The organism is Rhodanobacter sp. FW106-PBR-R2A-1-15 (genome assembly GCF_058789735.1).
On record NZ_JBYTEM010000044.1, the window covers coordinates 1 to 14,822 of the forward strand.

Annotated in this window: 10 protein-coding genes; 3 read left to right on the top strand and 7 right to left on the bottom strand. The window is 69.9% G+C overall.

Features of this window, described 5'->3' with window-relative positions; all coding sequences use genetic code 11:
- Positions 1 to 790: 790 nt before the first annotated feature.
- From tldD to AC3WTD_RS17380, 3 genes are all read right to left on the bottom strand, one after another.
- Complete coding sequence (gene tldD / locus AC3WTD_RS17370) at positions 791 to 2,230, bottom strand: metalloprotease TldD (protein ID WP_492614547.1); 1,440 nt, start codon at positions 2,228 to 2,230, stop codon at positions 791 to 793.
- A gap of 157 nt (positions 2,231 to 2,387) precedes the next feature.
- Positions 2,388 to 2,627, bottom strand: a complete 240-nt coding sequence (locus AC3WTD_RS17375) for a hypothetical protein (RefSeq protein ID WP_185754694.1) — start codon at positions 2,625 to 2,627, stop codon at positions 2,388 to 2,390.
- 2 nt (positions 2,628 to 2,629) lie between these two features.
- Positions 2,630 to 4,885 (bottom strand): tetratricopeptide repeat protein, encoded by a 2,256-nt coding sequence (locus AC3WTD_RS17380; protein WP_492614548.1) that lies wholly within the window; start codon positions 4,883 to 4,885, stop codon positions 2,630 to 2,632.
- A 169-nt stretch (positions 4,886 to 5,054) separates the two neighbouring features.
- Between AC3WTD_RS17380 and AC3WTD_RS17385 the strand changes: the two genes are divergently transcribed.
- The gene (locus tag AC3WTD_RS17385; protein WP_492614549.1) at positions 5,055 to 5,705 is read left to right on the top strand and encodes a hypothetical protein; all 651 of its coding nucleotides are present in this window, start codon (positions 5,055 to 5,057) and stop codon (positions 5,703 to 5,705) included.
- A 67-nt stretch (positions 5,706 to 5,772) separates the two neighbouring features.
- Here the strand turns inward: AC3WTD_RS17385 and AC3WTD_RS17390 are convergent, their stop codons facing one another.
- Both AC3WTD_RS17390 and rng read right to left on the bottom strand, forming a co-directional pair.
- On the bottom strand, positions 5,773 to 9,711 hold the full coding sequence (locus AC3WTD_RS17390; protein WP_492614550.1) for a YhdP family protein: 3,939 nt from the start codon (positions 9,709 to 9,711) through the stop codon (positions 5,773 to 5,775).
- Between the two features lie 36 nt (positions 9,712 to 9,747).
- Positions 9,748 to 11,235, bottom strand: a complete 1,488-nt coding sequence (gene rng, locus AC3WTD_RS17395) for a ribonuclease G (protein WP_492614551.1) — start codon at positions 11,233 to 11,235, stop codon at positions 9,748 to 9,750.
- A gap of 158 nt (positions 11,236 to 11,393) precedes the next feature.
- On the opposite strand from rng, the gene AC3WTD_RS17400 reads away from it, so the two are divergent.
- Together AC3WTD_RS17400 and AC3WTD_RS17405 are read left to right on the top strand one after the other, a co-directional pair.
- Positions 11,394 to 12,113, top strand: coding sequence for a Dph6-related ATP pyrophosphatase (locus AC3WTD_RS17400; protein WP_027493655.1), 720 nt, complete (start codon positions 11,394 to 11,396; stop codon positions 12,111 to 12,113).
- Positions 12,097 to 12,618 (top strand): mismatch-specific DNA-glycosylase, encoded by a 522-nt coding sequence (locus tag AC3WTD_RS17405; protein WP_027493654.1) that lies wholly within the window; start codon positions 12,097 to 12,099, stop codon positions 12,616 to 12,618. The genes AC3WTD_RS17400 and AC3WTD_RS17405 overlap by 17 nt, the downstream gene beginning before the upstream one ends.
- Before the next feature lie 136 nt (positions 12,619 to 12,754).
- Here the strand turns inward: AC3WTD_RS17405 and AC3WTD_RS17410 are convergent, their stop codons facing one another.
- Positions 12,755 to 14,047, bottom strand: a complete 1,293-nt coding sequence (locus AC3WTD_RS17410; RefSeq protein ID WP_492614552.1) for a c-type cytochrome — start codon at positions 14,045 to 14,047, stop codon at positions 12,755 to 12,757.
- Positions 14,044 to 14,802, bottom strand: coding sequence for a c-type cytochrome (locus AC3WTD_RS17415; RefSeq protein WP_027493652.1), 759 nt, complete (start codon positions 14,800 to 14,802; stop codon positions 14,044 to 14,046). The genes AC3WTD_RS17410 and AC3WTD_RS17415 overlap by 4 nt, the downstream gene beginning before the upstream one ends.
- Between the last annotated feature and the right edge of the window lie 20 nt (positions 14,803 to 14,822).

Here is a 14,822-nt window from a genome sequence, read left to right on the forward strand (position 1 = left end):
CTGAAAATGGCTTGCCAGAAGGGCTTTACGCAAGTCTTTGGCGCCGTGGGTGCTCACACGATTCCGCGATGAGCCACTTTTTTAGGCCCCCCAAGCAGAAAGAATGGGCACAGCGCGTGGCGCAAGGCCGCGGTAGAACCGCAGGCCATCGTGGACCGCACCATTAATAAAAGTAATCGCGACCGTTGGTGACACATCCCATCAAAATGCCCCGCCCTTGCTCTTTGGCTCTCGCAACCACGCAGCGGTTGCGCGCCGAATGCGGGCCAGGATGGCCCGCTGCTCTACCTGGGGCCCCTCTGCAGCGGCGAGTCGGGGTCGACAGGCCGCGTAGCGCGACGTTGCCAGGGATGGCAACGCCTTTTCGCATGGGCAGGCGACGGCATGGATGCCGGAGTTGAGGCAACGCAGGAGCGGTTGCCCGAACCCGCTCGAAAAGCCCGGCCCCGGCTCACGGACTTGCCGCCCATTCATGAGCGCCAAGCGGAGTGGCTTTTCTTGGGGCCACGTTTCTCTGGCCACACAGAGAAAGGTGGCTCGGCTGCCGTGGGCAGACGAAAGCTTTTCGCTCCGGGGCGACAACAACAAATGCGATTCCGGCCTTCGCCGGAATGACGAGCGAGGGGGCCGGTCTGGCCTTCGCCGGGATGACGAGCGGGGGACTGGGGTGGCCTTCGCCGGAATGACGACCGGGGCCTGGGTCGCCTTCGCCGGAATGGCGACTGAGAGGTCGGTGTGGTCCTCGCAGGGTGGGAGTGCGAGGACCCTGGACCTGATCGTGGAGCGAAGCTTACGAGGCGGTGCCACCTACCGTCATCGAGTCGATCTTCAACGTGGGCTGGCCCACGCCGACCGGCACACTCTGCCCGTCCTTGCCGCACACGCCCACGCCTTCATCCAGCGCCAGATCGTTGCCGATCATCGACACGCGATTGAGCACGTCGGGGCCGCTGCCGATCAATGTGGCGCCCTTCACCGGCCGGGTGATCCTGCCATCCTCGATCAGGTACGCCTCGCTGGCGGAGAAGGTGAACTTGCCGTTGGTGATGTCGACCTGGCCGCCGCCGAAGTTCGGTGCGTACAGGCCCTTCTTCACCGAGCGGATGATCTCGGCCGGGTCGTGCTGGCCGGCGCGCATGTAGGTGTTGGTCATGCGCGGCATCGGCAGCGCGGTGAAGGATTCGCGGCGGCCGTTGCCGGTGGGCGCCATGCCCATCAGGCGGGCGTTCAACTTGTCCTGCATGTAGCTCTTGAGGATGCCGTCCTCGATCAGCGTGGTGCACTCGGTGGGGGTGCCTTCGTCGTCGATGCTGAGTGAGCCGCGGCGGCCGGCCAGGGTGCCGTCGTCGACGATGGTGACGCCCTTCGCCGCCACGCGCTGGCCAATGCGACCGGAGAACGCGGAGCTGCCCTTGCGGTTGAAGTCGCCTTCCAGGCCGTGGCCGATCGCCTCGTGCAGCAGCACGCCGGGCCAGCCGGGGCCGAGCACCACGGTCATCTGGCCGGCGGGTGCATCGACCGAATCCAGGTTCACCAGTGCCTGGCGCACCGCCTCGTCGGCGAAGCGCAGAGCGCGGCCGTTCTCGATCAGCTCGCGGTAGCCGTAGCGGCCACCGCCGCCGGAATAACCCTGCTCGCGGCGACCGTTCGCCTCGGCGATCACCTGCACGTTGATGCGCACCAGCGGACGCACGTCGGCGGCGAGCGTACCGTCGGAGGCCGCGATCAGCACGGTGTCGATGGTGGCGGCCAGGCTGACGATGACCTGTTTGATGCGCGGGTCGCGCGAGCGCGCGTACGCATCCACCTCACGCAGCAGCGCGATCTTGTCGGGGTTGGGCAGGCTCTCGACCGGGTCGATCGCCGGGTACAGCGCGCGCGCACCATGCAGCGCCAGCGGCTGGCCGGCGCCCTGGCCGTCGCGGGCGATCGCGCGCGCGGCCTTCGACGCTTCCAGCAGCTGCGGCAGCACGATCTCGTCGGAATAGGCGAAGCCGGTCTTCTCGCCGGAGATCGCACGCACGCCCACGCCCTGCTCGATCGAGTGGCTGCCGTCCTTGACGATGCCCTCCTCCAGCGTCCACGACTCGCTGCGCGAATGCTGGAAGTACAGGTCGGCGGCGTCGATTGCCGGGCCCATCAGCTGGCCGAACACGCGGTCGAGGTCGCCGGTGGCGAGGCCGCCGGGAGCCAGCAGCTTGCTTTCGGCGAGGGTGATCAGGGAATCCATGCAGAAACCAATGCAATGCGGTGAACCTGTAATGGTGGCATACCGCCCGGTTTCAACGCATGGTATTGCCGCGCACCGCCAAGGCCCGGCAACGGGGCCGGGTCTTCAGGAACTTCAAGTTGGCGAACGGACACGAGCCGCGGGCTCGTCCCGGCGATCAGTTCTGCTTTGGCGGGTTCACCACAATGACGAGGCAGAGGGGGGAGTTGCGCTCGACACCGATGCTCCTGATGTCGGCAAGGTCGAAACGATAGACCGTCGGCTCGTCTCTGCCTCTGGACCCGGAGGCTCCCCGCCCGGATTCGCGGGCCTCACGTCGCCGCGGTGCGGCGGCCTGCTTGCCAGTGGCGGGGGTACTGGCGGCACGTATTTGTTCGCGATTGAGCTTGGTTGCCATGATCATCCTCCTGCTGGATGCCCCGCACTCGAAGGCGGGGCGGGTGGCTCCGTGCCCCGGGACGTGCCCGCCGACGGCGGCGGTGACCACAGGCCCAGGCGACGGAAGGTGTAGTTGCTGGAGATCTGGGTTTCGGCGATGCCGGCGGCGCGCGCGGCCTGCAACCGCTGGCGGGCCGCAGCGGGATCGTCCAGCAAGGCAAAGGTTTCCGCATTGAACAGGGCTACTTCGCCGGGCTGGCCGCCCAGCGCCTCGGCGCGCACGGCCAGCTGGCGAGCTTCGGCCGGGTCGCCCAGAATCGCCCGGTACAGGCCGAGCAAGGCGACAGCCTGGGCGTCATCGGGCTTGGCCCGCAGGTAGCGTTCGGCGCGCGAGGCAGCGGCATCGAACGCCTTGCGTGTGTCGGCAGGGTTCGACGCCGGGTCCGCCCGCAAGGCCTCTCCCAGGTTGCCCCAAGCCCTGAAATCGTCGGGGGTCAGCGTCGTGGCCTGGCGCCGCAGCGCCACCGCGGCGGCATAGTCGCCATGCTGGTACCTGAGCTCGCCGAGGTTGGTCAGCGTGTCCGCCGCCGGACTGATCTCGATGGCGCGCTCCAGCGCCTGCGCCGCGGCCACGTTGTTGCCCGCCCCCATGTAGAGAGCACCCAGCGTGCCCCACCGGTCCGCGTTCTTCGGGTCCAGCTCGACGGCGCGGCGATACGAGGCCACGGCCTGGGGAATCTTGCCGTCGAGGTACTGCTGGTAACCGATCGAGGCATAGATGTAGGCGTCGTCGGGACGCAGTTTCAGCGCCAGCTGGAATTCCGCCAGGGCAAGGTCGCCGTGCCCTTGCGCCGCGTAGACACTGGCCATGCCCACGTGCGCGTACATGGCCTGGTCCGGCGCCTGTACGCTCTTGCGATAGTGCTGCAGCGCGCGTTCGGGATCACCGGCGACGCGGTACAAGTCGCCCAGCGCCTGGTCCACCTCCGGCGCGCCCGGATCCATCTGCTCGGCCTGCTGGCAGGCCGCCTTGGCGTTGTCCAGCGCAGTCGGGCTGCGCTGGCTCTGGAAGCGCCGGGTCTCGGCGTGGCAGATGCCCGCCTGTGCCCTGGCGAACCCGCTGTCCTGCTTCAGGGCCTGGCCGAAGTGCACGATCGCCTGGTCGGCGGCATCCGGCTGATCGGGGTGCCGCAGCAGTTGCATGCCCTGCAGGTAAGTGTCGAAGGCCGCCTCGCTGCGGGTGGCGGCCAGGCGTTTCGATAGCGCGCTATCCTCGCCCGGGATCGCGCCCAACAATGCATGCACCACCTCTTCGGCGATGTCGCTCTGGGTGTCGAAGACGTCGGCAAGCTCGCGGTCGTAGGTGTGGCTCCACAGAGTGAAACCGGTGCCGGTGTCGGTCAGCCGCGCGGTGATGCGCAGGCGCGCGCCTTCGCGGCGCACGCTGGCGCTGAGGATCGAGGCCACGCCCAGCCGGGTACCCAGCGCCCTGGCGTCGGCAACATCCTTGCTGGTGGCAGGCGACACCGAGGCGACCACCTTCAGGCCTTTCACGCCGGCCAGCGCGTCGCGCATTTCCTCGGCCAGCCCTTCGGCGAAATAGTCGTCGCTACGGCTGCCGCTGAGGTTGACGAACGGCAGCACCGCCACCGAAGCCGCGACCGACCCGGGTGGTGGTGCGTGCCGCTGGATCAGCAGCCATGCCGCCAATCCCGCCAGCAAGGCGATGGCGCCCAGTGCCGACCAGCGTCCCAGACTCGCGCGGACAGGTGCGACCGGCTCCTCGACGCTCCACACCGGCAGCGTTGCTTGCGGCGCCACGGGGGCCCGTGCTGGCGCAAGTTCGACGGCTGCCTCGGCCGGTGGCGGCACGACGGCGGCTGGCGTTTCGCCGCCCTCCTCAGACGCCACTGCCACGGCGGCGCCCGTGATGTCCTCCAGTTGCCCGATGAAGCTGTAGCCCAGGGCATGCCGTGTCTGGATGTAGCGCGGCTGCTGGGGATCCTCGTCCAGCGCATGGCGCAGCTGGGCGATGACGCGGGTCAGCACGCCCGGCGTGACGTGGCGGTGGCCCCAGACCCGGTCGAGCAGGTCGTCGCGGCCGATCAGTTCGCCGGGGCGCTGCAGCAGCGCCAGCAGCACTGCGTAGGCTTTCGGCTCCACCGGCTGCGGAACGCCGGCCCGCAACAGGGTGTGCGCGGCCGGATCGACCACGATGTCGCCGAAGCGATAAGGCGCAGCCCCCCCGTTGCGCGCGCCCGATTCCGTCCGCTCCATGGGAAAGCCCTCAGAGCCCGTTCGACGAACAGGTTCTCAGACGATCACACAAACCTCAGCGTTCGCTCATGCAAGCCCAGCCTTTCCATCATGACTCAAAACGCCGTGGGGTGGAGCCTCTCCACCGCGCCGCAACTCGTGGCGCATCAACCCGTCCGGAGGCCACACCATGAACGCCCAGCTTGCCACCCTTGCTCCGCTGCCCGCCGCCCTGCAGTCACCCGCCTGGGCCAGCCTGCACCACCCGACCCGCCGTCGCCACCTGGGCGATTTCCTGATCGGGGCCGAGGCCCTGGCTCATTTCAACCAGTTGCTGGCCCGGCTGCGGCATTTCCCGCTGGACCCTGACCAGTTGGCCACGGCCTCGCGCGAGCTGGCCGGCCAGCCCTCGCCGACCCACCCCGCAAGCATCCAGCAACGGCTGCAGCTGGCTGGCACCGTCGAACAGATGCTCAGCGACGCCACCTGGCAGCCGCTCGGCGAGGTGATCGCCCCGGCCCGTGTGGTGGTGGACTACGTGCACGGCCAACACGCGCTGATCCCTGGCAGCCTGCCGCCGGTCAGGCAACTGGACGACGCCATCCTGGTCGATGCCGCCTGGCCGCATCTGGCCGGCGAGGTGGACAGCTACCTCGACTTTTGCCGCCTGCGTGCGATCGAAGCGGAGTTGCGCGGCTGCGCGGTCGGCCAGTTCCGCTTCGACCGCGCCGACTGGCTGCAGGCCCGCCGCGCGGAAGCCGGGCTGATCGCCCATGGCCGCCGGGTCGGCGAGAGCAGTTACCTGCCAACCCCGGCCGTCCGCAGCTTCCGCGTGTACTGAACTGCCATGCGCCCGCGCCATGTGCCACGCGACACCAGCGGCCAGGCGGACGCGCGGGACGTCGTCTTTACGGCGACGAGGTCGCGGTGGCTGGATGCGCTTCGGGCAACGGTGCGACCACCGTCGGCGCCGGCTTGGCGCCGGGCAACAGCGGCGGCGTGGCCGGCGCCGGGGCCGTGCTGCCGCGCTTCTCGACCAGGATGATCACCGGGTTGTCCCAGCTGCCGGTGATGCGGTAGCGCGCGCTGGCGGCCTGGTTGAGGCCGCGGCCGAGGATGCCCTGCACGGCGAAGCCGGCCGCCGCGCCGACCGGGCCGCCGACCACCGCGCCGACCAGCGGCAGGCTGTTGCCGACGCGCGGCACCACCACCATCTGCTGGTCGTAGTCGCGCGCGCGCAGGCCGGTGCGGCCGTTGACGCTGATGCTGGCGGCCGGGCCGATGATCGACAGGTTGTCGGTGACGGCGTTGCCGTTGGCCAGCCTGAAGTCACCGCTGATCGAGTCGAACGCCAGGCCCTTGCCGAACACGTCGCCGAAATCCAGGGTGAGCCGGCGCGGCAGCTCGGTCAGCGAGACCAGCCCGAGCAGTCGCCCCACGCCGGGTGACGCCGCCTCGGGGATGCGGCCGTCGTTGACCTGGATGCTGAGGGTGCCGTCCATGGTGGCCAGCGACAACCCGCTGGGCGCGCCGGGCCAGCTGGCGTCGAGCTGGTCGCGCGTCTTGCCGCCGTTGACCAGCCCGTCGAAACCGAGCGCGCCGAGCATCGCGCCGAGATCCTCGGCGGCGAAGCTGATCTTCATCTGCGTGCGGCTGTTGCTGGCGTTGCCGTTCCAGTCGCCGCTGCCGGTGATCTGCACGCGGCTGGACAGCGCGCGCAACTGCTCGATGTGCATGCCTTCGGCGGTCGGCCAGGTTTCCAGGCGCGCCTCGCCGAGCCTGGCGTCGCCCATGCGCAGGTCGCCCACCCACCCGTGGAACGGCGGCAGCGCGGCCGGGTTGATCCCGGTGTTGGCCGGGTCGGAAGCCGGCAGCGGCGGTGTCGCAGCGGCCGGCGGCGCGGCGCCGGCAACGGATTGGGGTGGATGGCTGGCGGCTTCGGTGCCGGGGTCCTTCGGCCAGTACAGCCGCTTCAGCCGCGCGGTGACGCCGCGCTTGTCCAGCTCCCTGGTCGGCACGCTGTAGTTGCCGAGCATCGCCGGGCCGTCCACGTCCACGCTGAGCTGGTCCGGCTGCGGCGTGGCGTGCAGTTTCAGCGCCCCCAGATCGCGGCCGAACCACTCGGCCCGGTCGGTGCTGACGTCGAGGCTCTCCAGCCCCGGCCCGCCGCCGCTGCCGGTCGCCACGTACTGCACCCAGCCGGTGACGTCGAGCCGGCCGGCATGGCCGCGGATGCGCAGGTCGCGCGGCGGCAGCTCGGTGGGCATCTGGTTGCCGAACGCGAGGCTGCCGGCCAGCGGGCGCTGCCCGTCGGCCAGGCGCAGGTAGCCGCGCATGGCCTCGCCCAGGCCGAGGCGCAGCTCGCTGCCTTCGATCGGCAGGCTCATCGACAGGTGCAGCGGCAGGCGGGCCTCGGCCGGCTTGTGCAGCGGCGCGGGCAGCTCCAGCGCGATACCGTCCAGCGCCGAGTCGACACTGAGGGTTTGCGCCAGTGCATCGCGGCCCGGCACGTGCGCAATGGCGAAGCCGACGTCGAACGTGCTGCGGCCGTTACCCAGCTTGCCGATCCAGTTCAGCGACGGGTAATCCTGCACCAGTTCAGCCAGCCGGTAGCTGCCGCGCAACTGCGCCGACAGCACGGTAGCCGGGTCGCTGTTGGCTCCGGCAACCGCCAGCTGCAGGGTCGACGGCTGGCCGCGGAAGCCGGCATCCAGCGGGCCGGCGCGCATGCCGTGCAGGTCGAAACTGAGCGGGCCATTGAGCTTGTCCAGCTGGAGTTTCCATTCCGGCGCGCTGAGGTCGGCGTCCTTCAGCCGCGCCACGCCGTCCAGCCGCGGCTCGCCGAGGCCCTCGCGCAGCGGCAGCGCCAGATGGAAGCCGAACGTGCCGCTGCCGCCCAGCTTCAGCTTGGCCAGGGTGTCGGCTTCGCGATTGCCGATCGGGCTCCTGCGCACGAACTCCATCAGACTGGCGCCGCTGCCATTGCCCTGCACGTTGAGGTCGAGCAGAGCCTCGCCGAAGTCCGGAATCAGCGCGACCGCACGCTCCGCCTTCACGCCCAGCGCGTGGCCGTCGTCGGCTTCCACCAGCATGCCGTTGTCGATGAAGTTGGCCACCGCGCTGACGCCTTCGGCGCGCGGCCAGCTCTTGCCGTAGTCGAGGGTGAGGTCGCTGATCACCGCGCGGGCCTCGAAGCGGCCCTCGTTGTGCCGGAACGGCCAATCGTGCAGGTCGCCGCGCAACAGCACGTCGGCCTGGTCGAGGCGACCGGCCACCAGGGCGCGGTCGAGCCAGGCGACGGTGCCGGGCGACATCGAGTCGATCGGCCAGAACAGCTTGGCGGCAGCCACGTCGGCATGCGCCAGCTTCGCGTACAGCTCCATGAACGGGGCGCCGCCCTGCGCCGGCAGCACCAGTTCGCCGCGGGCCTGGCCGGCATAGCCGGCGCCGGTGAAATCCAGCGCGTCGACGCCGATATGCCAGTCGCCGTCCTGCGGCCAGAACGCCAGCGTGCCGGCCAGGTTCAACAGCACGAACGGCTGGCGGAAGGTGTGCGGGAAGGCCAGCGTGGTGGCTTGGGCGGGCAGCTCCAGCGACAGCGCTTCGGCGTCGCCGCGCAGCTTGCCACGCAGGCTGCTCACCCCCGGCAGCTTGCCGACCGGATCGATGCCCAGGCTGCTGAACGTCAGCTCGACCGAACGCAGGCCCTGCGCCTGGTTCCAGTGCAGCGCGAGCTGGTCCAGCACGCCGCGCGGGTGGCCGCTGCCCAGCCACTGCGCCAGCGCTGGCGACAGCGCCGGCTTCAGCGCCAGCCACGGCAGCAGCGGCGCCAGCTGCAGCTTGCGCGCAGCGAGGTCCGCGCTGGCGTTGTCGCTGCCGGGCTGATGCAGGTTCAGCGCCAGCGCGCTGCCGTCGTCGCCGGCCCAACGCACGTCGTAGCCATCGTCGACGCGACTCACGCCGGCCAGCCCGTGCAGCGAGGCCACGCTGGCCTTGCCGCCGGCGGGCGCGGTCACCGCCAGCGTGTCCAGGTCGAAGCGGGTCAGGCTGCGGCTGAGCTGGCCGTTGCGCCAGTCGAGCCAGGCGCGCAACTGGCCACGCCCGTGCTCGATCGTGTAGCCGCCCAGGTCGACGCCCTCCAGCAGCGGATTCAGGTCGGCACCGTCCACGCTGACCCACACCTGGCCCGCACTGCCGTCGTCGCGGAAGCGACCGGTCGTGCGCAGCGCGGCGTTCACCCCGTCGCGCCGCAGCACGCCGCCGAAGCGGATCTGGCTACCCTGGTGGCTCAGCCGCAGCTGTTTCGACAGCAGCGTGTAGTGCTCGCCCAGGGTGGCGTCGGTGACCACCACGCGCAGATCCTCCAGCCACAGATCGGCCGACAGTCGGCCCGCCGACAGCGGCTGCCGTGCGCTGCCGCCGGCCATGCCGATGCCGTTGACGTGCCAGCCGCTGGCATCGCGCAGCAGGTCCAGTTGCAGGCCACGCACGTGCAGGTTGAGCAGGTGCCGCGACGGCAGCAGCCAGCCGCCGAAATCGAACTGCAGCTTGGCCTCGGGCAGCTGCAACGCAGTACCGCTCTCGCCGGCGGCCGCGCCGACGCTCACCCCGTGCATCACGAACACCGGGCCGGAGCCGGTCCAGCGCCCTTCCATCGAGACGAAGCTGACCGGCCGCTGCAGCCGCGCGCCGAGCTGCGCGGCGACCCAGTCCGGGTGCCGCGCCAGCAGCGGCAGCAGCAGTTGGGCCAGCGCCGCCGTCACGGCAAGCAGGATCACCAGCACCCCGGCGACCCAGCCTGACGCGCGGACAAAACGGTGCAGCCGGCGCTGCCACAACGCATTCACGCGCGACGGCCCCACACCGATGGGCAGTCGCCGGATCTACAGCAAGACGACATCGAACTGTTCCTGCGAATAATGCTCTTCGGCCTGGAAGCGTATGCTCTTGGAGATGAACTCTTCCAGTTCGGCCACCGCGCCGGATTCCTCTTCCAGGATGCGGTTGACCACCGCCGGGTTGGCCATCACCAGCAGCTTCCGCGCGTTGAACTGGCGCACCGCCCGGGTGATCTCGCGGAAGATCTCGTAGGTCACCGTCTCGGCGGTCTTCTGCACGCCGCGGCCGTTGCAGGCCGGGCACGGTTCACACAGCTGGCGGGCCAGGCTCTCGGTGGTGCGCTTGCGGGTCATCTCGACCAGGCCCAGCGCCGACATCGGGTACACCGTGGTCTTGGCGTGGTCGCGCGCCAGCCCCTTGCTGAGCATGCGCAGCACCTGCCGCTTGTGCTCCTCGTCGCTCATGTCGATGAAGTCGATGATGACGATGCCGCCCAGGTTGCGCAGGCGCAGCTGGCGCGCCGCCGCCTGCGCGGCCTCCAGGTTGGTGCGGTAGACCGTCTCCTCCAGGTTGCGCGAGCCGAGGTAGGCGCCGGTGTTGACGTCGATGGTGGTCATCGCCTCGGTCTGGTCGACGATCAGGTAGCCGCCGGACTTCAGCGGCACTTCCTTCTTCAGCGCGCGCTGCATCTCGTCCTCGACGCCGTACAGGTCGAAGATCGGCCGCTCGCCGTCGTAATGCTCGATGCGGTCGTCCAGGTTCGGCATGAACTTGTGCACGAAATGGGTCACCTTATCGAAGGTGTCGCGCGAATCCACCCGCACCTTCTCGATGTCCTCGTTGAGCATGTCGCGCAGGCTGCGCAGCGGCAGCGACAGCTCCTCGTACACGCGCTCGCCGACCTTCGCCTTCGCGATGTTCTCCTGCACCACCCGCCACACCTTGCCGAGATAGGTCACGTCGAACGCCAGCGACTCCGCACTCTGGCCCTCGGCATTAGTGCGCACGATGTAGCCCAGCCGGCTGTTGCCGGATGCGTCGTCGCCGATCAGCGGGGTCAGCACCTCGCGCAGGCGCTGGCGCTCGGCCTCGTCCTCGATCCGCGCGGAGATGCCCAGGGTGCGCGCGTACGGCAGCAGCACCAGGTAGCGCGAGGGGATGGACAGGTGCGCCGACAGCCGCGCACCCTTGGTGCTGATCGGGTCCTTCACCACCTGCACCACGATCTCCTGGCCTTCGTGCACCAGCTCGCTGATCGACGGCAGGTGGCCGTTGCCGTTCGTTTCGGCGCCCTCGGCCGGCGCCGGACGCACAATGTCCGAGGCATGCAGGAACGCCGCGCGCTCCAGCCCGATCTCCACGAACACCGCCTGCATGCCCGGCATCACCCGCTGCACGCGGCCCTTGTAGATGTTGCCCACGTAGCCGCGCCGCGACGCCCGCTCGACGTGCACCTCCTGCAGCATGCCGTTCTCGACCACCCCGACCCGCGTCTCGCGCGGGGTCACGTTGATCAGGATTTCTTCGCTCACCGCGTACTCCCCCGGGACAGGTGATCTTTATAGCGGTGCGGCCACGGACTGTCGATGAACGGCGACATGGAATCCACACGCCAGCGCCGGATGACGCAAAATGGGCACCGGCGCGCGACACGGCTCGCCGCCCCACGAACCATCCCGGAACCGAACGCATGACGACACCCACGCCGACGCCCACCCTGCTGGCCTGGAGTGGCGGCAAGGACTGCCTGCTGGCCCTGCAGCGGCTGCTGGCCGATCCGCAGTGGCAGGTGGTCGGCCTGCTTACCACGGTCAACCGCAACTACCAGCGCGTGGCCATGCACGGCACCCCGCGCGCGGTGCTGCAGGCGCAGGCCGCCGCGCTGGGCCTGCCGCTGCTGGAGGTGATGCTGGACTGGCCGGGCAGCAACGAGGCCTACGAGGCGGCCCATGCGCAGGCGCTGGTCGAGGCGCGCAGGCGCTGGCCGGGCATTCGCCACTGCGCGTTCGGCGACCTGTTCCTGGAGGACGTGCGCGACTACCGTGTGCGCCAGCTCGGCCGCGAGAACTGGCGCGCGGTGTTCCCGCTGTGGGGCGAGGACACCGCCGCACTGGCGCGGCGCTTCGTCGGCGAAGGCCACCGCGCAGTGCTGTGCTGCGTGGACACCCAGCAGCTGGGCGCGGAGTTCTGCGGCCGCCACTACGACGCCGCCCTGCTCGATACGCTGCCGGTCGGCGTCGACCCCTGCGGCGAGCGCGGCGAGTTCCACACGCTGAGTTACGCCGGACCGCTGTTCCGCCGACCGCTGGCGCTGCGCCGCGGCGAATCGGTGCTGCGCGACGGGCGCTTCCAGTTCACCGATTTCCTGCTGGACGACAGCCGGCTCGACAGCGATGCCGCGGCGGACTGAGCGCCACGTCCTGCCCGACCTGCTGCAACCCGGGCTGGCACTGGTGTTCTGCGGCACCGCCGCGGGCAGGCGCTCGGCCGCCGAGCGTGCCTACTACGCGCATCCCGGCAATTTGTTCTGGCGCGCTCTGCACGCATCCGGCCTCACGCCACGCCTGCTCGTGCCGGCGGAGTTTCCGCTGTTGCCGCAGTTCGGCATCGGCCTCACCGACCTGGCCAAACGCCACAGCGGCAACGACGACGAGCTGCCGCCCGATGCGTTCGATGCGCCCGCCCTGTTCGCCCGGATCGAACGCCACGCTCCGCGCCTGCTCGCCTTCACCAGCAAGAACGCGGCACGCAGCGCACTCGGCCATGCCGTCGGCTACGGCCTGCAGGACGAAACCCTCGGCAGCACGCGGCTGTTCGTGCTGCCCTCGCCGTCCGGGCAGGCGCGCGGGCATTGGGACCTGGCGCCATGGCTGGCACTGGCTGAGCTGTTCCACGCTGCCCGGGCGGGCATGTAGGAGCGCGCTTGCGCGCGATGCTCTTGCCCTTATCGCCTTCAAAACGAAAAGCTGTAGAGGCAAGAGCAACAGCATCGCGCACGACCGAAGGAAGTCCCTCGCGGACAAGGTGCGCTCCTGCACGTGAAGGCCTGAGTCAGTCGATCGGCGTGTGCCGGTACTTGCTGACCGCTTCGGCGCGCACGATCGAGGCCTTGTTCGACCAGGTGCGGCGGATGTAGGTGACCACCGCCGCCACCTCGCCATCGCTCAGCTGCTGCGCGAACGGCGGCATCGAGTACGGCCGCTGGTTTGCCGCGGTGACCGGCGCGAAGCCGCCGAGCAGGACCATGCGGGTGGCGTTGATGCCGCTCGGCTCGGTCACCGAGGAGTTGCCATTCAGCGGCGGATAGACCCCGGCCACGCCTTCGCCGCGCTTGCCGTGGCAGTCGGCGCAGTGCTTTGCGTAAACCTTCTCGCCCTGGGTGGAGAGCGTCCTGGCGTCGAACGGCGGGCCCGGCTCCGCCACCGGCGCCCGCGGTGGCAATGACTGCAGGTAGCTGGCGATCGCGCGCAGGTCGGCATCGCTGATGTGCTGGGTGCTGCCCGATACCACCGCAGCCATCGGCCCGAAGGCGACGCCCTTCGCTGACTGGCCGGTCTTCAGCAGGTCCACGATGTCCTGCGCGCTCCAGCCTTCCAGACCGCCGTTCTTGCGGGTGCTCAGGTCGGGCGCGTACCAGTTCTGCATCGGAATCTGGCCACCGGTGAGGTGCACGTCCTGCGGCGTGCCGCCGAGCGTGTCGCGCGCGGCATGGCATTCGTTGCAATGGCCCAGCCCCTGCACCAGGTAGGCGCCGCGGTTCCACGCGGCCGACTGCGCCGGGTCGGGCTTGAACTCGCCTTCGCGGAAGTACAGCGCGCGCCAGGCCTTCAGGCTGTTGCGCACGCTGTACGGGAACGCCAGCGTGGGCGCCACCGCCGGCTGGTGCACCGGTGCCAGCGACTGCAGATAAGCGAAGATCGCCAGCGCATCGTCATGGCTGACCTTGGTGTAGGAGGTATAGGAGAACGCGGGATACAGCAACTCGCCGTGGCGGCCCTTGCCGCTGTGCAGCGCCTGCCAGAAATCCTCGAAGCTCCAGTCGCCCAGGCCGGTCGCGCGATCGGGCGTGATGTTCGGTACCGGGATATTGCCGAACGGCGTGGCCAGCGCGCGACCGCCGGCGTAGCGCGCACCGCCCTGGGCAGTGTGGCAGTCGGCGCAGTCGCCGACCGTGGCGAGGTATTCGCCCTTCGCGATCAGCGCCGGATCGCGCAGGCTGGCCGCCGCAACCTTGCTCGCGGCCGGCGGGGTCGGCTGGCTGCCGCTGCCGGCGAACAGCATCCAGGCCAGTGCCAGCACGCCCAGCAGCACGATGGATGGCAGCAGCCAGCGCAACCACTTCATGACGGGTCTCCCGTCGCGCCCAGCACGCCACAGCTCAGCGGCGGCTTCACCGAACCGGCCGGCTGCGGGTGCGTGTCGGCCGGCAGCTCGCGGCTGGCCAGCGCGGCGGCCACCGCGGTGATGTCCGACTCAGCCAGCCGGCTTGCCACCTCGGCCATGCAGTCCGGTGCCACGGTGGCGCGGGTGTGCGTGCGCCACGAACCCAGCTGTGCGCTGAGGTAGTCGTACGGCAGGCCGACCAGGCCCGGCGTGGACGGCTCCACCCCGGTCAGCTGGCTGCCGTGGCAGCTGCTGCAGGCGGGAATCCGGCGGGCCGGATCGCCCTTGCCGATCAGTTCCTCGCCGCGCTCGAGCGTGGCAGCGGACACCGGCGGCAGCGGCGAGCGGCTGTACGGCACCTGCTGCGCCGCGAAATACTCGGCAATCTCGCGCATGTACGCGGGCGGCAACTGGCGCACGGTGTATTCCATCGGCGCGTACTTGCGCAGGCCGTTCTGGAAATCCTGCAGCTGGCGCGCAAGGTAGCCCGCGGGCTTGCCGGCGAGGCGCGGGAAATAGCCGCTGCCGGGGCGACCTTCGCCATGCACGCCGTGGCAGGTGGTGCAGGCGGCGATGCGCTGCTGCAAGGTATCGGGAATCGGCGGCGTCTCGGCCGTGTCGGCGGAACGGGCAGGAGCGCCAAAGCACAGGATGACCGCCAGCAGGGCCACGGTGGCGAGGAGCTTGGCTGAAGAGGAACGGGCATTCGTCGTCATCCGGGGATTGTACTCTGGCA

Bases quoted from the DNA above. Each gene is read 5' to 3' on its own strand.
- AC3WTD_RS17405 (WP_027493654.1), top strand. From the start codon at position 12,097: ATGCCGCGGCGGACTGAGCGCCACGTCCTGCCCGACCTGCTGCAACCC.
- AC3WTD_RS17410 (WP_492614552.1), bottom strand. From the start codon at position 14,047: ATGAAGTGGTTGCGCTGGCTGCTGCCATCCATCGTGCTGCTGGGCGTG.
- AC3WTD_RS17400 (WP_027493655.1), top strand. From the start codon at position 11,394: ATGACGACACCCACGCCGACGCCCACCCTGCTGGCCTGGAGTGGCGGC.
- AC3WTD_RS17415 (WP_027493652.1), bottom strand. From the start codon at position 14,802: ATGACGACGAATGCCCGTTCCTCTTCAGCCAAGCTCCTCGCCACCGTG.
- AC3WTD_RS17380 (WP_492614548.1), bottom strand. From the start codon at position 4,885: ATGGAGCGGACGGAATCGGGCGCGCGCAACGGGGGGGCTGCGCCTTAT.
- AC3WTD_RS17385 (WP_492614549.1), top strand. From the start codon at position 5,055: ATGAACGCCCAGCTTGCCACCCTTGCTCCGCTGCCCGCCGCCCTGCAG.
- AC3WTD_RS17375 (WP_185754694.1), bottom strand. From the start codon at position 2,627: ATGGCAACCAAGCTCAATCGCGAACAAATACGTGCCGCCAGTACCCCC.
- tldD (WP_492614547.1), bottom strand. From the start codon at position 2,230: ATGGATTCCCTGATCACCCTCGCCGAAAGCAAGCTGCTGGCTCCCGGC.